General features: G+C 41.5%; 18 protein-coding genes and 7 tRNA genes. 9 read left to right on the forward strand and 16 right to left on the reverse strand.

The genetic code is table 11. The features are described from left to right. Positions 1-557 precede the first annotated feature (557 nt). Positions 558-941: a DUF962 domain-containing protein gene (locus tag FTV31_RS03885; RefSeq protein WP_159123774.1), complete on the reverse strand. Its 384-nt coding sequence runs from the start codon at positions 939-941 to the stop codon at positions 558-560. A gap of 333 nt (positions 942-1,274) precedes the next feature. On the opposite strand from FTV31_RS03885, the gene FTV31_RS03890 reads away from it, so the two are divergent. Both FTV31_RS03890 and FTV31_RS03895 read left to right on the forward strand, forming a co-directional pair. After that, positions 1,275-2,732 carry an inorganic triphosphatase gene (locus FTV31_RS03890; RefSeq protein ID WP_180013142.1) on the forward strand — a complete coding sequence of 486 codons (1,458 nt, stop codon included), beginning with the start codon at positions 1,275-1,277 and terminating at the stop codon, positions 2,730-2,732. 122 nt (positions 2,733-2,854) lie between these two features. Then, complete coding sequence (locus FTV31_RS03895) at positions 2,855-4,306, forward strand: CYTH and CHAD domain-containing protein (protein WP_180013144.1); 1,452 nt, start codon at positions 2,855-2,857, stop codon at positions 4,304-4,306. 22 nt (positions 4,307-4,328) lie between these two features. On the opposite strand, the gene FTV31_RS03900 is transcribed toward FTV31_RS03895, so the two are convergent. Beyond that, the gene (locus tag FTV31_RS03900; RefSeq protein WP_004786345.1) at positions 4,329-4,961 is read right to left on the reverse strand and encodes a hypothetical protein; all 633 of its coding nucleotides are present in this window, start codon (positions 4,959-4,961) and stop codon (positions 4,329-4,331) included. A 110-nt stretch (positions 4,962-5,071) separates the two neighbouring features. On the opposite strand from FTV31_RS03900, the gene FTV31_RS03905 reads away from it, so the two are divergent. Together FTV31_RS03905 and FTV31_RS03910 are read left to right on the forward strand one after the other, a co-directional pair. Next, positions 5,072-5,467, forward strand: coding sequence for a DUF3144 domain-containing protein (locus FTV31_RS03905; RefSeq protein ID WP_004786347.1), 396 nt, complete (start codon positions 5,072-5,074; stop codon positions 5,465-5,467). Positions 5,468-5,575: 108 nt separating this feature from the next. Continuing rightward, entirely contained in the window at positions 5,576-6,640 is a 1,065-nt protein-coding gene (locus FTV31_RS03910; protein WP_180013146.1) for an amidohydrolase, read from the forward strand. Between the two features lie 215 nt (positions 6,641-6,855). On the opposite strand, the gene FTV31_RS03915 is transcribed toward FTV31_RS03910, so the two are convergent. Beyond that, the gene (locus FTV31_RS03915; protein ID WP_180013148.1) at positions 6,856-9,621 is read right to left on the reverse strand and encodes a pitrilysin family protein; all 2,766 of its coding nucleotides are present in this window, start codon (positions 9,619-9,621) and stop codon (positions 6,856-6,858) included. 141 nt (positions 9,622-9,762) lie between these two features. Further along, positions 9,763-10,584, reverse strand: coding sequence for a PhzF family phenazine biosynthesis protein (locus tag FTV31_RS03920; RefSeq protein WP_125279550.1), 822 nt, complete (start codon positions 10,582-10,584; stop codon positions 9,763-9,765). A 116-nt stretch (positions 10,585-10,700) separates the two neighbouring features. On the opposite strand from FTV31_RS03920, the gene FTV31_RS03925 reads away from it, so the two are divergent. Next, positions 10,701-11,285: a flavin reductase family protein gene (locus tag FTV31_RS03925; protein ID WP_180013150.1), complete on the forward strand. Its 585-nt coding sequence runs from the start codon at positions 10,701-10,703 to the stop codon at positions 11,283-11,285. A gap of 120 nt (positions 11,286-11,405) precedes the next feature. Then, a complete protein-coding gene (gene gloB, locus FTV31_RS03930) occupies positions 11,406-12,140 on the forward strand; it encodes a hydroxyacylglutathione hydrolase (protein WP_180013153.1) in 735 nt (244 codons plus the stop codon). Positions 12,141-12,151: 11 nt separating this feature from the next. Here the strand turns inward: gloB and FTV31_RS03935 are convergent, their stop codons facing one another. Then, complete coding sequence (locus FTV31_RS03935; RefSeq protein WP_180013154.1) at positions 12,152-12,424, reverse strand: hypothetical protein; 273 nt, start codon at positions 12,422-12,424, stop codon at positions 12,152-12,154. 418 nt (positions 12,425-12,842) lie between these two features. Between FTV31_RS03935 and FTV31_RS03940 the strand changes: the two genes are divergently transcribed. After that, positions 12,843-13,046 carry a hypothetical protein gene (locus FTV31_RS03940; RefSeq protein WP_004786362.1) on the forward strand — a complete coding sequence of 68 codons (204 nt, stop codon included), beginning with the start codon at positions 12,843-12,845 and terminating at the stop codon, positions 13,044-13,046. Positions 13,047-13,191: 145 nt separating this feature from the next. Here FTV31_RS03940 and FTV31_RS03945 read toward each other — a convergent pair. The 9 genes from FTV31_RS03945 to FTV31_RS03985 all read right to left on the reverse strand — a co-directional run bounded on the left by FTV31_RS03945 (position 13,192) and on the right by FTV31_RS03985 (position 17,093). After that, positions 13,192-13,276, reverse strand: a tRNA-Leu gene (locus tag FTV31_RS03945). 39 nt (positions 13,277-13,315) lie between these two features. After that, a tRNA-Trp gene (locus tag FTV31_RS03950) sits at positions 13,316-13,389 on the reverse strand. A 33-nt stretch (positions 13,390-13,422) separates the two neighbouring features. After that, positions 13,423-13,507, reverse strand: a tRNA-Leu gene (locus FTV31_RS03955). 352 nt (positions 13,508-13,859) lie between these two features. Beyond that, positions 13,860-13,945: transfer RNA gene (locus FTV31_RS03960), tRNA-Leu, on the reverse strand. Positions 13,946-14,349: 404 nt separating this feature from the next. Next, a tRNA-Leu gene (locus tag FTV31_RS03965) sits at positions 14,350-14,434 on the reverse strand. 40 nt (positions 14,435-14,474) lie between these two features. Further along, positions 14,475-14,548 (reverse strand) — tRNA-Trp (locus FTV31_RS03970). 33 nt (positions 14,549-14,581) lie between these two features. After that, positions 14,582-14,666: transfer RNA gene (locus tag FTV31_RS03975), tRNA-Leu, on the reverse strand. 107 nt (positions 14,667-14,773) lie between these two features. Further along, positions 14,774-15,595, reverse strand: coding sequence for a protein kinase (locus tag FTV31_RS03980; protein ID WP_257227145.1), 822 nt, complete (start codon positions 15,593-15,595; stop codon positions 14,774-14,776). Further along, positions 15,585-17,093, reverse strand: coding sequence for a DUF3336 domain-containing protein (locus FTV31_RS03985; protein ID WP_180013158.1), 1,509 nt, complete (start codon positions 17,091-17,093; stop codon positions 15,585-15,587). Before FTV31_RS03985 ends, FTV31_RS03980 begins: the two co-directional genes overlap by 11 nt. A 189-nt stretch (positions 17,094-17,282) precedes the next feature. On the opposite strand from FTV31_RS03985, the gene FTV31_RS03990 reads away from it, so the two are divergent. Further along, the gene (locus FTV31_RS03990; protein WP_180013160.1) at positions 17,283-18,155 is read left to right on the forward strand and encodes an ATP-binding protein; all 873 of its coding nucleotides are present in this window, start codon (positions 17,283-17,285) and stop codon (positions 18,153-18,155) included. Between the two features lie 75 nt (positions 18,156-18,230). Here the strand turns inward: FTV31_RS03990 and FTV31_RS03995 are convergent, their stop codons facing one another. Further along, positions 18,231-19,574 carry an amidase gene (locus FTV31_RS03995; RefSeq protein ID WP_180013162.1) on the reverse strand — a complete coding sequence of 448 codons (1,344 nt, stop codon included), beginning with the start codon at positions 19,572-19,574 and terminating at the stop codon, positions 18,231-18,233. Then, positions 19,571-20,866, reverse strand: a complete 1,296-nt coding sequence (locus FTV31_RS04000) for an MFS transporter (protein ID WP_180013164.1) — start codon at positions 20,864-20,866, stop codon at positions 19,571-19,573. The genes FTV31_RS03995 and FTV31_RS04000 overlap by 4 nt, the downstream gene beginning before the upstream one ends. Positions 20,867-20,963: 97 nt before the next feature. Between FTV31_RS04000 and FTV31_RS04005 the strand changes: the two genes are divergently transcribed. Next, positions 20,964-21,932 (forward strand): Lrp/AsnC family transcriptional regulator, encoded by a 969-nt coding sequence (locus FTV31_RS04005; protein ID WP_151204203.1) that lies wholly within the window; start codon positions 20,964-20,966, stop codon positions 21,930-21,932. Positions 21,933-21,965 lie beyond the last annotated feature (33 nt).

Here is a 21,965-nt window from a genome sequence, read left to right on the forward strand (position 1 = left end):
AAGCGATTTTTTTATGTCCGGATTTTACGATTCCTGTGTATAAAATTGCTTGAATACCATTAATCACAAAACTTAAAGAAAACTTCAAAATACCCAATTTCAGGGATAGGTCTACATGCATTAAAGGATTTAAATAAGTTCGAACACAACACATAAATAGAAAAGCAAAAGCTGTGTTTTATCTACCAGATCCTTTCTAGCTTTGGGTAAACCGTTTATGGGGAGACGTGTCAAAGCTAGAAAGGATCGACCCATCTAAGCAGAACTGACCATCTTATCTCTCAAACTTGGTTCATTCATCTCGTGAATATTTTCTAAATCATTCAGATAAATTAAAAATACGTCAATGCAGATCTTTCTATTTTTTTAAATATAAAAAAAGCCCGGAGAAGGTCGCTCCAGGCTTGGAAAACTGATTTATTCAGTGAATTATACTCTTTGATAAAATACTGAATAAGCAATAAAACAATTAATAGAATAATAACTCTACACTTGCAAGTGTTTTTATCGTTTTTATTGCAATACTTAAGCATAAATCCGATAAAACGTCATAAGCCCTAACTTGGAATTTTGTCGTGCTTACGATCGACCAGGCTCAGGTTACCACGTAATACATCGGCAAACATACGCCAGTCTGAAATAAAACTGTATAGCGGCTGTTTAAAGCTGGCCGGTTTATTCTTTTCAAAAATGAAATGACCAATCCAGGCACAGGCATAACCTGAGAGTAGTCCATAGGCCAGATATTTAGCTTTACGCTGATGAAGGGCTTTGCTAAAAAAATATAAACCGATACTACTGCCTGCGACATGCAAACGGCGGCTCATAATATGGCGATGCTCGGTTAGATAAAACCGGTAAAACTCATGATAGTCATGAATCGGCATTTGTGGAGAAGTCAGTTCTGCAATCTCATTGCTCGGCTGCACTTGTGCATTCATTATCATCATCCTGATCTTTTTTCTTCACCTTAGCGCATAATTTAGGCAATTAAAAGTACCTTTATTTTCATGTAATTCTGTACCTGAATTTGGCTTAGATATTGAATTGTCATGCTTTCAGTAGAAACCAGCGAATGAGATCAGCATTTTAATTTTTCCATTTCCATTTTTTTCAATCGGTCAAGTCTTACATCAGATTGGTTTTTCGTTACAATCAGCCGCTCAAAAGTCTAAAAAATATTTCCGTTTCATATCGGAATTTCATGCAAGCGAATAAAAATTCAATTTATTTTTTAATATTTTTCAATAAATTGAATAGACAGGATGATTATCATGGTTGAAGTTGAACTCAAGTTCCAGATTCCCGCGGCACGCCGTACTGCCCTGCTTAAGGCACTTGATCCCAAGAAATCTCAACAGATCCTGCTTCAAGCCAAATACTATGATACTGCAGACCGTCAACTGGCCCAGCATGGAATTGCCCTACGTCAGCGATTAGAAGGCAGTCGTTGGGTTCAGACGTTAAAAGCAGCAGGCAAAAGTCACATTGAACGTTTCGAACATAATCATGATCTGGGTGAATTAGAACAGTCACCTGAGCTGGACCTGAGTATTTACAACCAGTCTGCTGAAGCGCAAGCCTTGCTTAATCGCGCTTTAGGTGATCAGTTTGACCAGCTGCAACTTCAGTTTGAAACCGATATTGCCCGTACTTTACGCGTGATTGAATATGAAAATACGTCAATCGAAGTCAGTCTGGATATCGGCTGTATTCGCACTCCTCATGCTGAGCAGGAGGTGCATGAAGTTGAATTCGAGTTAAAGCATGGCTCAATTCAGGATTTGCTGGCCTTTAGTTTTGAATGGGTCAAAAAATATCAGCTGTGGCTGGATGTACGTAGTAAGGCAGAAATCGGGAATCTGTTAGCAACTAATCAGAGCGTGAGTCCCGCTACTTTTGCCAAAGAATTTCAGATCAGCAAAAAAGATAGTGCGGGTAAAAACCTGTGTCATCTGGTGGCCCAGCAAATGCAGCATCTATTGCCCAATATCGCGGCAATCTCTGCGCAAGTGGCAGAGCAGGAACATATTGATCAGGCACAACAGGCCTTGGATCATCTCTATCTGACCTTACTTTTGTTTAAAGATTGGCATACCCAGGTTTCAGACAAATGGGCGCATCAACTGTCTGCCTTTAAACAGCAGTTTGAACATCTGCAACATTTACAGCATATGCAGAACACTCTGGCTGGCTTCCTGCAAAATCCTACGACCGCAGAGAACCTGACTAAAGATATCCTTTATGCCAAAGAGAAGCTGGGCAATCTGGTGAAGTCCACCCAGAATGTGCATCACTATCTGGAATTGCTGATCTTCAGCTTAAGTACAGATGAAGCTAAGCCGCTGGAATTAAAATCTGCAGCGCAAACTACCCTGCAGCAACAATACAAAGTTTTGCAGGAACAAATGAACCAGACTGATATTACCAATTTTGAGAGTCTGGATCTGCTGTCCATTCGCATTCAGGAATTAAAATTCAGCTTCCCGATTTTGACCACAATTTATGATGTCAAAAACCTGCAAAAATACAGCAAGGCGTTAAATGATGCACAGCAGGCAGCAAATGAATATCAGACATTGGCCTCCTCTGCCCTGTATATCCAGCAGACCGAGCTGGAAGCCAGTGACTGGTTTGTGCTGGGTTGGTTGACCGCAAAACAGGAAGTCTATGCACAAAAATTACTAGAAGCGACAGAACAGTTTCTGGTCAGCCGCAAATTCCTTAAATAAGTATTTAACTGACTTTCAAAGCACGCTATGGTGTGCTTTCTTTGTTGCATAAGCACATCACAATACTTTTGTTGTTTGGTTTATATTGATTGTAATGAGCTTCATCGAGAAGGAATGACCCGATGGCAGAAATCGAACTCAAATTCCAGATTCCGCAAGGTGTCCGTCACCAATTCGAACAAGATTTTCAGCAGTACGGGCCGACTCGACATCATTTATGTGCTAAATACTTTGATACTTCCGATCAGCAGTTACAGCAGCACAAAATTGCACTCCGGCAGCGTCTGGAAGATCAACAATGGTTTCAGACCTTAAAAGCACCGAGCCAGCATCAGTTTGAACGCTTTGAGCTGGAAGAAAGACTGGTTACCGCACCGGACAACTGTGATTTAAAAGCTTATGCCAAGCATAAACAGGCTCGGAAGATTCTAAAACAGGCCCTTCACACCCTAGATACGTCTCTGACTCTACAATTTGAAACTGATGTAGAGCGGGATCTTTGGATTGAAAATTACCGAGGAAGTCAGATTGAAATTGCACTGGATAGAGGTGAGATTCGTTCTAAGGGCCAAACCTTAGACATTTATGAAGTCGAATTTGAGCTTAAAAGTGGTAGACTTGATGACTTAATTGATTTTGTTAAACCCTGGATTCAACGTTATCAGTTATGGCTGGATGTACGCAGCAAATCTGAACGTGGTTATGCTCTGCTGAATAATAAAACTGATCTTCCGGTCCAGCATCAGACAACCTTAGAGCTCGCAGCTAAAGACGATATTCATCATATCTTGCAAAAAATTATCACCAACTGTCTGACTCATCTGTTTCCCAATGCGACGGCGATTGCGCTAGAGAATTACAACAGTGATCATGTGCATCAGGCCCGCGTCGCTATCCGGCGTTTACGCAGTGCCTTAAAAATTTTCCAGCCCTATCATCAGGATTTGCCAGAGGAATGGAAGGATCAGTTACGCAATATCTTCCAGCAATTAGGTTCTACCCGGGATCGAGATGCTTTAGCTGAAAGTCTGCTTCCTCAGCTAGAAGCTGCAGGTTCGCCAGTATTGCAATTACCTCCAGCCCAACAGGATCAGGCAGATATTAGCCAATTATTCAGAGAGTCCGCCACGATGGAGTTGATACTGGAGCTGTTACGTTTTAGTCAGGATCAGAATGGAGATCAACAAAAGTCCTCGCATAAAATCCTGTGTAAAGGACTGAGTAAACTGCACCAGAAAGTCTGTGCAGATGCAGAGAGTTATCAGGAACTGGATATTGAATCGCGCCATCGCACCCGCAAGCGGGTTAAGCGCTTGCGTTATAATGTGGAATTTCTGCAAAGCCTGTTTCCTAAAAAGGAAGTCAAAAGATATCTGAAAGCGTTAAAACCTTTACAGGAGACTTTAGGTCATTATAATGATCTGTTTGTCGCAGAAAGCCTATATAGGCCTTATACCAAAAAACACGGCAAGGCATGGTTTGTCATCGGCTGGCTTACTGCAGAACAGCAGCATCTGTCGGAACAGGCTGCCGAGCAGTTACAAAAATTTTCTCACACCAAACTATTCTGGTAAGAGATAAATAGACAAAATTGCTCTAGCGATATTTGCCATACACTTTCCAGGTATTGTTATCGGCTAATGGATCGCTATAACTATCGCTGCGCTGCTTACGCGGCTTATCACGGGCATCAACCAGCTCAAAATGTGGTTCGACACTCAGTACGATCCCATTCACATAAAATCGAGTCCGGGTGTATTCACTTTGACCATGCTGGAACACATAAGTGCGCAGATCTACAAATTCACGATGTGCCACTAAAGCCGCCGTCTCATCACTGTCTAGCCAGCGTTGCATGGCCTGAATCTGTTCCGGTTCAAATTGCCCACATTTTTCAATCAGGCTGGCAATACCACGAAAAGTTTTAGATTCTTTGGCGCGGGTTTTATTAATCCGGATGCGGTCCACATGAAAATAGAATAAAGGCAGATTCAAATGACTTGGCAAATGAATCGCATCCAAGACTTCATCTTCCATAAAAGGCTGAAACAGATCCTGCGCCCTTTCAATCAGACCCAGCCATTGCTTGTAATATTCTTCGACCTGGGACTTGGTGCCATAATAAATTGGCAATCCTTCCACATTGGCCAGATTTGCCGGTGGCCAGATATTCTGGCGCAATAAGGCAATATCACTTTTCAGGCTCTGTACAGCAATTGCATCTTGCATGAGATTCACATTTTTATTGCTTAGGCTATTTTTAGATTAAGGCAAAGGTTTAGTTTCTGCAAGGCTTTGCCTATAATTAGTGATTAAGATTTTATTATCAGGAAAAATTCATGGTTCAAAAGATTGAAGCAACCGATGTAACCGAAGAAGAAGCGTTAAATGCTGCATTCTTTGAACGTGCTGATGAATTTATTAAACAGGCCAACGAATTTAGCCGTGTAGAAAAAGGCTCTCAGGAAAATCCGGCAGAAAAACGTGGTCAAGTCAGCGCCGCAATGCTGTTTGGTACTGCCCGCTTTAATACCTGGGTCGCTGCCAATAACTTCAAAGATGGCAACGAGATGCGCGACGCTAAAGATCAGGTCATGTCTTATATCTTGCAGCAATTTCAGATGATGCTGGAAGATAACTATGATGAATACTGTGAGCAGTTTGAAAACTATTTACGTTTCCGTCGTAATGAAGAGTTTCATGCCAACAAGCATCAACACGACCACGATCATTAATGAAAGCCCTACGGGGCTTTTTTTAAATCTTTGATTTTTAATTTGACTTTAATGCTGCATTTATCCTATAAAAAAATGAATAAAAATTAAACGACGACCAAAAATATCATGCAGCAACTGCCCTTTCCGATTATAGATCCGCATATTCATCAATGGGACCCTTATACCACACCGCATGCCGCAGCCTCTGCCGTAAAATTATTTGGCAAACATCCAAAACTGCTGGACAAGATGGTGCGACTGATCAAGCCCAAAGCGGTGATTGATACGATTGGCCTCACCGAACATCTGACCGCGCCTTACCTACCTGAAAATTACAAACATGATATTGGCCATTACCAGGTTGAACAGATTGTGCATATAGAGGCAAGCTGGCATGAACATAAAGGTACTGGTGTGGTTAATGAAACCAGGTTTATTGCCGGACTGCCTTTTGCTGAACAGAATATTCAGCTAGGCGGCATTGTGGCTACAGCTGATCTTCGTCAAAAAAACTTTAAACAGCTGCTGCAATTACATCAGGAAGTTTCGCCTAAATTACGTGGTATTCGTAAAATGGCATCGTTCCATGCCGATAAAGGCATTCATGCCTGGACCGATGAACCGCATTTATACTGCAATAAGAAATTTCTGAAAGGATTTGAGGAATTAGCCAAAGCCAATTTAAGTTTTGATGCCTGGGTTTATTCTACCCAAATTTCTGATGTGGCCCATCTGGCCAAAACATTTCCTGAAACGCCGATTGTGCTGGATCACTTGGGCACACCTGCCGGCATCTTTGGGAAAGTCGGTAAAGCAACAGGACAAACAGCACAGCAGCGAGACTATATTTTTCAGACCTGGAAAGAAGACCTGGCTGAACTGGCAAAATGCCCAAATGTGTATAGCAAAATTTCCGGTCTATTTATGCCTGTACTCGGTCATCGTTTTCATTTAGAGCGAAAACTGGCAAAAAAAGATGAACTGATTCAGCTCGCGGCTCCATTGATCCAGCATGCCCTACAATGCTTCGCTAAAGATCGCATCATGTTTGCTTCTAATTTCCCGATGGATCGTGTCAGCACAGATCTGGTCACCATCATTGATGCCTTTAGCGATATTGTGCAGAGCTATGACGAACATGCTGTAAAGCCGGTTTTTTATGAGAATGCCAAACGCTTTTATCGCCTATAGATACGTGGAAACGTCATCCGTAACTGGTTGAGGCAGGACTACATCATAAGAGGATTGTTTCTACAATAAATTTATTTCGTGAAGGTGGTAGGCGAGTTTTGCGGATGACAAATGGTTTTGGCTACTTTTGCCGAAGCAAAAGTAGCCATATAGACATCTAAACATTTATTTAAAATGAAAAGAGACCGTCATAGACTTATAAAAAATTACAGAGTTTATTTCACTTCTTTCCCATACTGATCCGCCATGACTTCGACCAGTTGATCCGGTTTAACATATTTTTTGATAACGGCATCGACATCTGCCTTGGTCAGCTTGGCAATCGCCTGATCACGTTTCTCCCGATAGATCAGATTACGATCTTTTTCCAGTTGTGGAATCAGCATGCTGTGAATACGGCGATCATCTTCTAGTGCAGTGACGCGCTGTTTCAAAATCGTGGCTTTCGCCGCTTCAACTTCCTGCTCGGTTACCCTTTTGGCCAGAAGCTCATTCAATACCTTATGCACAGCTTGTGACACCTGTGCTGATCGGCCAGGCGTATAATTTGCCTGAATGCCTAATGCGCCTGAATCAATCCATTCATCATACTGAGCATTGGCACTGAAGCCATAAACCAGCGCATTTTTCTCACGCAGCTCCTGTGCTAAACGTGAAGACAACTGAGAATCCCCCAGAATATGCCGGAAGACCAGCATGGCTGGTAAATCTACATGTTCTGCACCGACAGGGAATGTCATGACAGCCTGATAATGACCGAATTCACGCTGTTCAGACAACGCATGGATTTTCTGTGCCGGATAAACTGTATATTGACCACTTAAGCGCTCATAAGGCTGCTTTGCTTTCCAGCTCGCAAAGTTATTTTTGAGGACTTTACTCACGGACTTCGGATTAAATTCCCCGGTCACTGCGATCTGGGCATGATGCGTATTAAAGAACTGCTGATACAGCGTTACGACCTGTTCACGAGTAGCAGCCTGAATCTGTTTTTTCGCCAGTTCAGGTTCAAAATGATAGCGAAGGTCACCCGGCTGATAAATCTCGGTCGCGCGGGACATGGTCAGGCCTGCCACCATATTGGGCTCAGTATAAGGACGGTCTAACGCAGATAGGCTTTGTCCTTTAATCAGGTCAAACTGACTCTGCTCAAAGGCCGGTTTATTGAGCACATCCAGCACATACTGGAAAAATTCTTCAAACTTCTCTTTTTTGGCACTGATCTGAATGCTCATGCCATTTTCAGAGGAACTGGCCGTGGCTGAACCGCCGGACTCAATAATTTTATCGGCAATCTGTTGCAAGCTTTGAGTTTCAGAAGAACGCAGCAGTAAGTAAGCTGTCAGATCCAGAATCTCGCCTTTATTGAACAAACTTTGTGCCGTACCAAAATTAAGTGCAATAGTGGCATAAACTTTGTCATCCTGAGTCTGGGTCGGGAATAAAGCGTATTTAATGCCATTCTTCAGTTTGCCACGTTGAATCTGTTTGTCCTTGGCCTGTAAATATTGCTTGGACTGTGCCACATACTGCTTTACCTCTGCCTGATAGACACTGACATCTTTCAGCGGTTCTGCTGCTTCAGCCTGCTGGTCCAGAGTTTGAGCCGGCACTTCAGTCTGGGGCAACTCCTGTGCTTTTTTCTGATCTTCTGGTGTCGGCAAGATATTGCCAGAAATACGATATTCTGGCTTAAAGAATGCCTTATACACCTGATTGATCTGATTGACATCCAGCTTTTCTATGGCTTGCAGATCTTTGAAATACTGGCTCCAGTCACCTGAATAAGCCACTACATATTCACTTAAACGCGAGCCTAAAGCGGTTGCGCTGTTTTTAACATTGTCCGCCTGGTTTCGGGTTAGACTTTTAGCCCGGTTTAATTCGGTTTCGTTAAATGGCTGGCTCTGCTCTACACCCTGAATCAAGCCCTGCTCAACCTGCTTGACTTGATGGTTTGGTGCATAGATGGCACCCATAAACACCAGATTAAAATCTTTATCCAGCCAGGTCATAGACTGCACCGTAGTAGTTTTACCCGTCTCGACCAGACTCTGATACAGGTGTCCGCTAGGTTGCAAGGTATATAAGATTGGGGACATGGCCAGTGTGGTTTTAATACTTTCTTCTGACTGGTTCAGATAAATATTAAATTTGGCCAGATCACTACCCTTTTGCACGGTAAATTCACGCTGTTTGATCTGTTCAGGTTTTAGCGCAGGCACTTTCACCGCTTCAGGCACTTTGCGGGACTGGATCGGACTGAAATGGGTATCAATCTGCTTCAGCACTTCTGCTTTATTAAATTTGCCTGAAATAATCATGAGGGCATTATTCGGTGCATACCACTGACGATAAAACTGGTTCAGCTCCTGCATCTTGATCGATTGCAGTTCGTTCAAATCGCCAATCGGTAATCGTCCCAGATATTGATTGCCATAAGCTGATTTAAATACCTGATCCATCAGTACGGAAAATGGCTGATCCAGACGGATTTCACGCTCACGTTTCACGATATCAATTTCAGTCGGTACATACTTTTCTTGCAGGACCAGCTTGTCCATGCGTTCCGCTTCAAGGAAAATCACTTCATTGACCGCGGTCTGCTCAGGACGAATCACATTGGTATATTTGGTTGAGTAATAGTCGGTACTGGCATTGGTCATTAAGGCATATTGATCCAGACGGCGCTGAAACTCATCTCCCTTCACATTTTCCGTGCCTTTAAACGCCAGATGTTCAAGCAGATGCGCTAACCCACCTTTGCCTTGAGGATCATTCAGTGAACCGGTCAGATAGACCGTATTCATAAACACTTTATTTTCTTTATCATTGGGCGCAAGAATAATTCTTAAGCCATTTTCCAGTCGATATTCTTCGATATTCTGTTCTGTTTTCACCAATACCGGCTGTGCAAAACTGGCCGCTGTCCAGCCAGATAATAAAATCGCCAAGCTTAAACGTTTAAAGCGTATTTGCATTGTTCATCCAAATTTTTAAGTGTGAATTTTTATTTACAGTCACTTTGATCTTAGAGAAAAGTCTTTATTATGAATAGTCTATTTTATGAGAAGCCAAATAAAATACCCCGCAATTTCACGGTATTTTATTGAGTATGCTAGCTAAATATAAAGTTCGGCCAGCATAAACAGTTTGGCATAACCTGAAATCTCAATGCGGCCTTGTTCTTTTAATGCGCAATACAATACACCGCCACGCTGAGAGGCCTGATAAGCCACCAGTTCAGTTTTATTTAATTTCTCCGCCCAGATCGGTGCAATCCCGGTATGAATTGAACCCGTTACCGGATCTTCATTAATCCCGTTACTCGGTGCAAAATAACGTGATATGCAATCATATTGGGTATCACCAGCAGTAATCGCGACATCCAGTAATGGACCCGCTGCTGTAATCGCGGTTCTTTTTCCATTCAGCTGCTTCAGCAATTCAATATTTGGCTGCTCTTCTAATACATCCTGCACTGATTCATATTCAATAATATAACCTTGTGTATTCAGATAAACGTTTTTAAAAGGTTTCGTCAGGGCCTGTCTTAAAGCTTCCGGATAATCTGTGATGAGTTCAGGCTGACGGATCGGGAAATTCATCCGGATTTTGCCATCCTCATCCTGGCATACTGTAAAAATGCCCAGATCTTTGACATGAAAATAAATGGTTTTTGCAGAGCTAAAATCCTTGAATAATACAAAGCTGCTGGCCAATGTGGCATGTCCACAGAAATCCACTTCCTTGGTCGGCGTAAACCAGCGAATTTCATAATTTTCTGCATCCAGCACTTTGACAAAAGCGGTCTCAGACAGATTATTTTCCAGGGCAATATTCTGCATCAGGTGATCATCCAGCCAAGCATCCTGCACGATGACTGCAGCAGGATTTCCCTTAAATAGAGACGTCGTAAAAGCATCCACCTGGTACATTTTCATTTTCTTTACTCCTGTATGTAGGTGTTTAGTTTAAAAGCTTTTTTCCAGAAGGGGAATTTTATATGCTGTGGATCAGATGATTTATTTTTCTCCCTTTTCACTCATTAAGGTTCTTTATGAACAATTCACATATTCAAACTGTACCTTTAGAAAAAGCCTATCGCCTGATTACGCATGGTCCAACAGTACTGGTATCTGCCAATGATGGGCAAGACACTGATGTCATGGCCGCTGCCTGGGCATGTGCACTGGAATTTAGTCCAGCAAAAGTCACCGTAGTGCTGGATAAAAGCACCAAGACCCGAAAAATAATTGAAAATTCTGGTTACTTTGCCCTGCAGATTCCAACACTCAAACAGCTGGAAATGGTCTATAGCCTGGGAACATTGAGTCTGTACAATGACCCAGACAAACTGGAGCGGTCCGGTGTGCAGTTATTCAAATTCGCAGATCAAGAGATCCCAGTTGTAGAAGGTTGTGCTGCCTGGATTTTATGTGAGCTAATTTCCGAGCCACATAACCAGCAGGCCCATGACCTGTTTATTGGTAAGGTCATTGCCGCTTATGCTGATGACCGGGTGTTCCGTGAAGGGCACTGGTTCTATCATGAAGTCAGCGAAGAATGGAAAAGTATTCATCATGTCGCCGGTGGTCACTTCTATACCATTGGCGAAGCTGTCGCAGTCAAAGATGCAGAATAAATGACTGATCTTTTTAAACAAATCATATAAAAAATTCTTGCAAACAGGCAGCTTTGACCACAGTCAGACTGCCTGAATTTATGCTACTTTATCCATAATATCTGTTTGGTCTGATGTCTTATGATGCCGTTTAAAATCCACTGTATTAATGTCAAAAACTCATTACAAAATTATATCTGGTTACTTGAACATACACCGACGCATCAGGTCGCGGTCATTGATCCCACTGAAGCTGCGCTAGTTCAGGATTACTGTACCGAACACGGGCTTGAGCTGAGTCAGATCTGGCTCACCCACTGGCATAAAGACCATATCGCTGGTGTTCCAGATTTAATTCAAAAGCAATCATTACCGGTATATGGCCCAAAAGCTGAGCTGGAAAAAATTCCGTTTATTAACCATCCACTTGAACATGACAACCAGTTCAGTTTTCATGGTGTTGAGGTACAGATTATCGCCGTACCGGGGCATACCCTAGGCCATATCGTGTATTTCCTGGATGCTATTGATGTGCTGTTTTGTGGCGATACCCTGTTTGCCATGGGCTGTGGACGGGTATTTGAAGGCACTTATCAGCAGATGTACCACTCTCTGGCTCGTCTGGCTGCCTTACCGCCACGTACTCAGGTTTATTGCACGCATGAATACACGCTGTCAAATGCACAGTTTGCCAAACATGTAGAACCGGATAATCCAGCAATTCTGGAACGTTTCGAACAGCTTGAGCGTATGCGCATGCTTGGACAATGTACCTTACCCAGTACTATTGCAGCAGAACTGGAAACCAATCCTTTTTTACGCGCAGACAGTGTCGAAGAGTTTCAACGTTTACGCGTGATGAAAGACTCGTTTTAAACTATAGCTGCTTAGAGCAGCTGATGCTTCTGAGCATAGTCATCCAGTTCTTGCTGGGTGACCACTTGTACCGTATTCATTTCATCAATCCTGACCAGCAATAATCCACCCAAAGCAGGTTGATAACGACGCGCACTGCCGAATGGCGTATACGCCACCTTGGACTGTACCGAAAAATCCAGCCAGTCTTCATGACCCAGCATCACAGCCACAGGCTCCTGCCCTTGCTGCTGCATAAGTTCAATTTGCTGTTTGACGTACTGTTCAATATTTAATTCAGTCATCATTAATCTTATTTAAATTACATCAATTCCAGTATAAAGGGTTGAGGCTAAAACCATGACCTAAATACTCGGAAACTTTGCTGGATTGTATATTTTTAAGCCTTACCCAAACTCTAAAACCTTAAACCACGCTAATTCCTAATTTAAAATGAATAACAAATAAACAATTATTGATTTAAATATTTGAATATTAATAACTATTCGAAAAATTATTTAGGCTTAAAATTAAAATATTTAGTTACAACATCTTGAAAAGATTAAAAAACATAGACTTAGATAAAAAACCTTATATTTCGTCTATATTATCTTGTTCATTAAATCCGCAAATTCAATTAAATTAATTTAAATAAGGGTATTTGCCCTTTAAAACGAAAATTCTCACCCTTATCTATGATTTAACTGATGAAGGAGTTATCTCGTGAAAAAAGTGGTTAAAGCAAAAAACGTTCTCGCATTTAGACTTTGGTTAGAAAAATTGGGGTATTCGGTTCGCACCCTGGCAGACAATCGTGGTTTTAGTTTCAGTTTTAAAAAAGAATATGGTCTGGTGACCTGCGATCTTTCAGGTAATGCATTGGCCATGCAGCTGGGTGAGGAGTTTGAAGATCATCTGAAAGCTTAAATTTAATTAATCAATGCACTCATGATTTACCCTTTTATTGAGTAAAATTCTATTATTCCTATAATCAGCCCATTTCGATGGGCTTTTTTTCGTCCATAAAATTTCAGGCAAAAAAAAAACAAGGCATCAACCTTGTCTCTTTTGATGGTGGGGACGGAGAGACTCGAACTCTCACACCTCGCGGCGCTGGAACCTAAATCCAGTGCGTCTACCAATTTCGCCACGTCCCCATCAGGGTACCAACTTAGTGTTGGACTTTTTTCAAACTTTGGCAGAGGATCAAGGATTCGAACCTTGACGAACGGTTTTGGAGACCGTCATGCTACCATTACACCAATCCTCTACTCGGCCACTTTACTCAATCTCTTAAGTAAATTGGTGGGGACGGAGAGACTCGAACTCTCACACCTCGCGGCGCTGGAACCTAAATCCAGTGCGTCTACCAATTTCGCCACGTCCCCGATGGCTGTGTATATTATAGAGATAGCAGGTCATTGACAAGTGATTTTACAAGCAATCACTGCCTATTCCGCTATAAATTAAACAGTTAATGCAATTTTTTTATTTTTTATAAGATTTAACAGGAAAACTCAGCCTTATGAGGTTTCTTTGCTACTGCTTTAAACTTAATCCCTAAGCTTGTCTAGCTCAGTTTCAGCAGATCAGACCTCTAGAACCTCACTTATTTTGATCAAGCATGTTGTTTAAACAATAAATTAATCCAATACAAAGAATAAAAAGCCAAGCCAATAAAAATGTCGCACTAAATTTCAGGCAAAAAAAAACAAGGCACTAACCTTGTTTCTTCATATATGGTGGGGATAGAGAGACTCGAACTCTCACGCCCAGAAGGCGCTGCGACCTGAACACAGTGCGTCTACCAATTCCGCCATATCCCCGTGGCTGTGTATATTATAGCGATCGCATCCGCTTGACAAGCGATTCTATGATCAACTCGGTGTTTTTATATCAAAAATTAATCAGTTAATTCTTTGATGATTAAATACTGGCTTATTTCTAAAGAAACCACTTAATTTCATTTCTCAAATTTAAAAAATCAAGTTATTTGCAAGGGTGCTGAATATTAATTTTAACAGTGCTTGAATCAGCCTAAATATCACATCCAGCCAATCGATTGGGTATTTTAAAAGGCTTCCCTCTTCTCATCTTTCATTAATACTTAGTTTGAGTATTCAAAATCTACCAATCACAATTAAGCGAATAATAAGAATGGAATTGAAAGATGGCTCAACCTTAAATTTCAGGCAAAAAAAAAACAAGGTATCAACCTTGTCTCTTTTGATGGTGGGGACGGAGAGACTCGAACTCTCACACCTCGCGGCGCTGGAACCTAAATCCAGTGCGTCTACCAATTTCGCCACGTCCCCATCAGGGTACCAACTTAGTGTTGGACTTTTTTTCAAACTTTGGCAGAGGATCAAGGATTCGAACCTTGACGAACGGTTTTGGAGACCGTCATGCTACCATTACACCAATCCTCTACTCGACCACTTTACTCAATCTCTTAAGTAAATTGGTGGGGACGGAGAGACTCGAACTCTCACACCTCGCGGCGCTGGAACCTAAATCCAGTGCGTCTACCAATTTCGCCACGTCCCCGATGGCTGTGTATACTATAGGGATCAATTTCGCCTGACAAGCTCTTTTTAAGAAAAAACCACTCGTTTGATTAAATAAAAAACAATATGCAATTTATTGTATTTTTCTCATGCAATTTCAGTAAGTAAGGCCTGTTTTACGGCCTTGAAATCAGACAATCTATGTTGTGAATGCTTTCGAAGCATGTTTTTTATAAAGCTTTGCAAAGCTTGAAATTGCGTAGGTAACTTAGGTTTAAAACGCTGACAATGCAATAAAGCCCAATCCTGATAATCTGCCGCTTCCAAGCGCTGCCCTGTAAGCCATTCAAAGAAAATGATACCCAGCGCATAAACTTCACTCTGTAGCGACTTGGCTTGGCCCTGGAATAGTTCAGGTGCCATAAAGCGAGGTGTAGCATTCATTGCTTGGTTTAAAGAATTAATTGGCTGAACTTGCTCAAAATCAATCAAATAAATCCAATTCTGATAAATAACAAAATGTTCTCGTTTGAGATCAGCATGCAGATACCCGAGTTCTTGTAAACTTATCAACGGTTCTAATGCTCGTAGCATATGCTGACGGACTTCTTGAATTGAGAACAGCTTAGGACATACATCAAAATGTGCTGGCGCATCAGGCAAGATCAAAGCCTGATTGAAAGATTCATTTCCAATTTGAAATGGCTTTCGAATAATTTGATGCGGAAGCATGAAAGTCCACCCTTCTTGCTCACCATAAGCTTCATAAAAATCCAGCTCATGACTTAAGCCAGTCTGGGCATGCTGAGAAATAGCCGTTGAGTCCAGATTCTGGGTTTTTAACCACAATGCTAACCCGGTCTCAGGATGAAATTCTAGATAATAAAGACGGCGACCAAAACCCAGACTTCGGGCTTTGGTTTTAAGCTGGAAATCAAGCTGATGCAGATTGGTGGGGTTAAGTAACAATATATTCCTGCTTGGCATCTGGAGCATGCTGGTAATTTAGCAGTTCCAGAGAATGCTGAATAGTTTTACCTACCCGCTCCTGAGTTTCGATCAGGGAGATTTTTGGCCAGGTCGCCCGCTCACCTTCACGCTGCAACACCTTGAACAAATGCGGACGAGGATTTTGCAGCATATAGCTATAATGACGCAGGCTATATTTACCGACAATATTGACATCACCATAATAGCGTTGATCCACTACGCCATAACCATGGTCCAGCAAACGGCGGACTGGTGGCAAACTGCCCGCATGCTCACGGGCAAAATCCATAATGCCTTTGGTAAATACCACACTCTGACGGCGTACAATGCGTTTCGGCCAGCTTAAAGTCCCTTTACGGAAGCGTGAAATATCATCCTGCATAAAAGGCACAATGTGCGGATTGGCCTGACTGGCAATGGTGTAATTGATATTGTATAGCCGCGCCATTTTCTCCTGCGGGAAATCGCTACGGACACTGCCATCTACCCAGCGTGTCGCCCCCATATAAGGCGTATATTGTCCATCATGACGTTTACTGGTGAGACGTACCGGCGGGAACAGAATTGGCACGGCACAAGATGCCAGCACTGCACTCCAGACCAGTACATCTGGAGAGGTATAGGCATTCATGATCCGGGCATCTTGCGCCGCATCATAAGGTGCGACTGCAATATTGATATGTAGACCGGAAGTTTTTAGTGCTTCTTCAAAGGTCATATCTCCCAAGTTTTCGATCAGGAATTTTTTCAGGTATTTGACATCCGCCAGACCACCATTACCCTTCATTAATTCACTCATGGTACGGAAATGAAAGGCTTCATGGAAAAAGTTATGGCCTTTTAAAATATCTACATACTGCGCGGGTTTGGAGACGCCCAACATCGCGGTCATAATTGCACCAGCACTGGAACCCGACATCACTCGAGGTAACAGATCCTGTTCCATTAGCGCCTTACATACACCGGTATGAAATAAGCCGAGTGTTGCACCGCCCGAGAACATTAAAGCTGGCTGACCATAAGCCCGTTGGCAGTGCTCAAAATATTCAATTTTTTCTTCTAGAGTCAGACAGGTACATTGCGCAGAAGCAATATAAGCCAGGCCCAGACTGACTTCTTCCACATAATCTTCAATAATTTTTTTAGTGCCGACATAAGTGACGGTAAACAATAAAGGATGGGCAATATTGGCAATATCGTAACTCAGTCCTTCACGCAGGATATACATCAGGTCACGAGTACGTTTCTGCTGACGGTAACGTCTTAATTTCCCCAGTCGATGCGCAATCACTTCGGCATCAAAATACGGTGAACTATTATCCAATTTCCATTCTTGTGCCCCAGATTCTTCGTCGATCTTTAAGGCAATATATTTCCATTCTTCGTAAGTTTCAGCCTGCTGCAATTGTTGCTTCAGCTTTTTAATACGATAGGCCTGATGTGGATTGATATCCTGAGTAAAATCTTTAAACAGCATCTGCCCTCTTCCCTATATTGTAATTTTCAGACATCCTGCAGCCATGAACAAAAAACAGGCATCTATTTTCTTTGTACTACAATAACGAAAATTCACCACTTTAAGCAAATTATCACACTTTCCAGACTTTGACTGTGAATTTTACAGTGATAGTATTCTAGCCATAATTGTAAATGTACTGCTCAAATCATGGCGAAAATTGATTTACCTGACAATATCTTAAATGCTCTTTCTACTGTTCTTCTCCAGCTCCAGCAAAGCCTGCCTGAATTAAAACAAAGTCCTGATTTTTCTGCTTATGCCTATAAATGGCAGGCTGGGGAACTCAAACCCATTCACCAGCTTAAACAGATTGAACTGGCAGATTTAAAAGGCATTGAGCGACAAAAAGAAAAAGTCATTCAGAATACTTTGCAGTTTCTAAAAGGATTACCTGCCAATGATGTCTTACTGACTGGCTCTCGCGGTACAGGCAAATCTTCGATTGTGCGTGCCTTGTTGACTGAATATGCAGATCAGGGCTTACGTCTGATCGAAATTGAACGCGATGATTTGTCAGATCTTCCACAAATTCAGCAACTGATCGCCGGTCGTCCGGAAAAGTTTATTGTCTATTGTGATGACCTGGCCTTCAATGCGGAAGATGAAAACTATCGCAGTCTGAAAAGTGTGCTAGATGGTTCATTACAGTCCGGTTCAAGTAATTTTGTGATTTATGCGACCAGTAATCGTCGTCATTTATTACCGGAATTCATGCATGAAAATACGCCAGTAACCAAAGTGGATGTACCGCAATATACCGAATTGCATCCACAGGAAGCAATTGAAGAGAAAATTTCCCTGTCGGATCGTTTTGGTTTATGGCTGTCGTTCTACCCGATGGATCAAAACCTGTATCTGGAAATTGTCGAGCATTATCTGAAAAAGGCAAATATGCAACTGACAGCTGAAGCCCGTGCTGAAGCATTACGCTGGTGTCAGGCGCGTGGCCAACGCTCAGGTCGCGCAGCCTATCAGTTCTCTAAACACTGGATTGGGTCAGAGCAACTTAAAAAAGCTTAAAGTAGAACCATCATGATAAAAAAAGAACCGCAAGTGCGGTTCTTTTTTTGAATATAATAAACGAGGCGTTAACTCTTAATCCTGACAAATTGGTGGTAATACAGAACGAATACCTAAACCATTGGCAATTTTCTGCACCATGTTTACCACATTAACATCATTCGCTTGATATGAAACCAACTGAATACCCATCGGCAATCCGCTATCACTCAGAGCTATGGGGAAAGCATAACTTGGTGCATCTAAATAATTAAATGGACGTGTATATTCACCCACATGACTAAACTCGGCATCTTCTGAACTTGACACAGCTCCAAGAAATGGGCTCACTGGAAACAACAAACATTGACCATCTAAAGAGGCTTTAAACGATTGCTGAAACTCAGTTCGCTCTGCAATCAATGTCTCATATTTTTGCTGTGAGATGGTCTTACCACGTAGCACACGCTGACGTACCAATTCCCACATTTTTACTTCAGCATTTTCAGCTGTATCACCATGATACAAATAGCTTTCATAGGCAATAATATCAGATGTTCGATCTGATAGATCATGAAAATCAAAATGTGCAGGTGGTTGCCAGTTTTTAATTTCAATTCCTAAAGCCTCTATGCGTTTTAGCACTCCGCGCCAAAGCGTTAATACCTCATGCTCAAGCGGATATGGAAATGCAGACTCATCTAAAGCATAAATTACATTTTCACTTGATGCCACTTCAACATTTGTATCCATCAATAAATTAATTAACGCACTAATGTCATCTGCAAAACGCGCAAACGGACCTAAAGTATCTAATGTTTTAGATAATGGCACTGCACCCATGTCAGCAATTTTATGAGCTGAAGGTTTAAATCCAAATATGCCATTCAATGCTGCTGGTGTACGAATTGAACCACCAGTATCACCACCAAATGCTAAAGGACTTAGATTACATGCAACTGCGACTGCTGAACCTGAAGAAGATCCACCTGGCGCGAATTGCTGTTCTGCCCAAGGGTTTTTAGGTGTACCCTGCATTGGATTTTGCCCTGACAAACCAAAGGCCAACTCGGTCATTTTAGTTTTACCTAAGATTACAAAACCTAAATTTTGTAACTGATCAACCAGTTCGCAGTTTGCTAACGCTTTTTGATCTAGATAAACTGTACCGGCATACGTTATATGACCCGCTACATCCAGATTATCTTTTAGTAAAATTGGAACACCATGAAATGGACTTAAACGTGTTCCTTGCTGAAGCAACTCATCTAAGTACTTAGCATGTTGCAAAGCCTCGGTTTCAAATAGTTCCGAAATGCAATCTAGATGTTTAAATGTCTGGTTGCGATCAATATAAAATTGAACTGTCTCTACTGAAGTTATCTTTTTGCAAGCAATCTGTCGACCTAACTCAAGTGCAGATAAATTCACAATATTCATTTTATATCTTCCAAACCTTTTCCTGCCGTTTCAGGCATCTTAATAAATGTGATTAATGTTAATAAAGCGCCAACCAGTACCATAAAGTAGAAGTAATCTTGTTTACCAATACTTTGCAACCAAGTCAGTACATATGGGGTCGTGCCGCCGAGTAAAGCCACCATCAAATTGTAAGGTGCACCAATACCGACCGCTCTAACTTCTGTCGGAAACTGCTCAGACATGACCGCGGGGCCAATGGCTGTATATAAAGCATATAAAACCAATCCAAAAAGCTCGACCAACAAAATCGATGCAAAAGTCCCATCCATCCACTTAATGATTGGATAAAAGAAAACTAAATATCCCGCAGCAAATACGATCAACTGCGGTTTGCGACCAATTTTGTCTGATAGCCAGCCAAATACAGGCTGACACAGCATGAAAATAATTAAGCCAACAGTATTCGCAGCAAAGGCTGTTTGTGGCTCTGCACCTAAAACTTTAATGGCGTAAGTTGGGACATAAACTACAAAAATATAAAATGCAAATGTCGTTAAGATAGAAATACCGACAATACGGAGCGTTTCTTTCGGATGACGTTTAATCAATACAGCCAAAGGATTTTTTACGGATTCTTTTTTACGGGTCATTTCACTATCAGGTACGGATTTACGAATCCACATACCCACCAAGCCGCCAATCGCACCCAAAATAAACGGAATACGCCAACCGTATTCACTCATTTGCGTTTCAGTCAAAGCACTCGTTAAAGCCCAAGCAAGACCTGAGGCCATCAAAATACCAATTGCTGAACTAAAAAACATAAAGCTCGAATAGAATCCACGTTTATGTTTTGGTGCCATCTCTGAAAGATAGGTTGCAGCTGAAGCGAACTCGCCGCCTAACGATAAACCCTGAAGTAATCGTGCCAATACCAAAATAATTGGTGCAAAAATACCAATTGATTCATAGGTTGGTGAAAGACCAATCATCAAAGATCCACCTGCCATCATAATGATGGTGGCGGCCAAAGCGGCTTTTCGACCATAGCGGTCCGAAAAGATGCCCAATACGATTCCACCTAATGGGCGCATGAAGAAACCAACAGCAAAAATTGCGAAGGTCGCCAGCAACGATGCCGTTGGATCATCTGAGGGGAAAAACTGTTTCGCGAAAAATACCGCAAATGTGGCATAAATCGTCCAATCAAACCATTCAATCGCATTTCCTACAGTTCCTGCAAGAATAACTTTCTTTTGTGATACATTTCCTTGAGCGGAAATTGAGTTTTGCATTTTTGACTCATCCATAAGCGTCTCATTTAATATTTAGACATATATACAGGTTGTATTTTATTTTCTAGACTTTAATTAAGACTATAATTAGTTATTAGACAAGTCAATCATCATGAGTGAATCTTTTAGTTTCGACGAAATCGATACCGCATGCATCAAAGCTCTCATCTCTAATCCGAGAGGATCATGGAGAGAACTGAGTCAGATTAGTGATGTTCCGGAAAAAAAGCTGTCTCGGCGTCTGGTTAAATTGCTAAATGACCAAGTTATACGTACTGCGATTGAGTTAAATCCACTGGTTACCAATAAGGGTTACACAGTTCATGTATGGATCAGTGTGAAATTTGGGAAGGAAAAAGAAATTGCACAATTTTTTGCAAACCGCCCAGAAGTGCGTATTGTTTTTCTAACTACAGGACTTGCAGATATTTTCTTAGAGATTGGACTAGAAAAAGCAGCGGATCTCTCCATTTGGATGCATGACTTTGTTACGCAAATTCCAGATATTAAAACTGTAGAAACACAAGCGGTCTTAAAACCCTTTACATGGGCCAGTAAACCTAAAGCATTAGATGGCATCAGCGTTAAAAATGTTAATGTTAGAAACTTGACTGAAACTGAATTAAAGTTAATTCATGCTCTATCTATTGATGGCCGTTCATCTATTAAAAGTTTGGCAGAACAAATTGAGCTCAGTGAACATAAAACTCAGAAATTATTGAGTGACTTATTGGAAGAAGGTATTTTCAACATTCGTGTCGATGTAGAACCTAGTTTGATGGGCTATAAATCCGAAGCAATTATTTTGATTAAAGCTCGTCCAGATTCAGCAAATCATATTGCCAAGACCTTGTCTGAACTCAAATATACACGTTGTCTATTTGGAATTAGTGGTGATTCGCAATTTTTCTGGCATGTACTATGTAATGATTTAAGTGATTTATGGAAATTAATTACCGAAGATCTTGGTAATTTTGAAGGTATTCAATCCTGTAATACCAACATGGTGACTTTAGCTTTAAAGCGTGCAGGATTTATGCGAAAAATCAGCAGTGCACAGTTATTTTCAAATTTGGAATAAAAAAAGAACCGCAAATGCGGTTCTTTTTTAAAC

Origin of the sequence: Acinetobacter sp. YH16031, from assembly GCF_013417335.1 — a bacterium.
In the GTDB taxonomy this organism is placed as follows: domain Bacteria; phylum Pseudomonadota; class Gammaproteobacteria; order Pseudomonadales; family Moraxellaceae; genus Acinetobacter.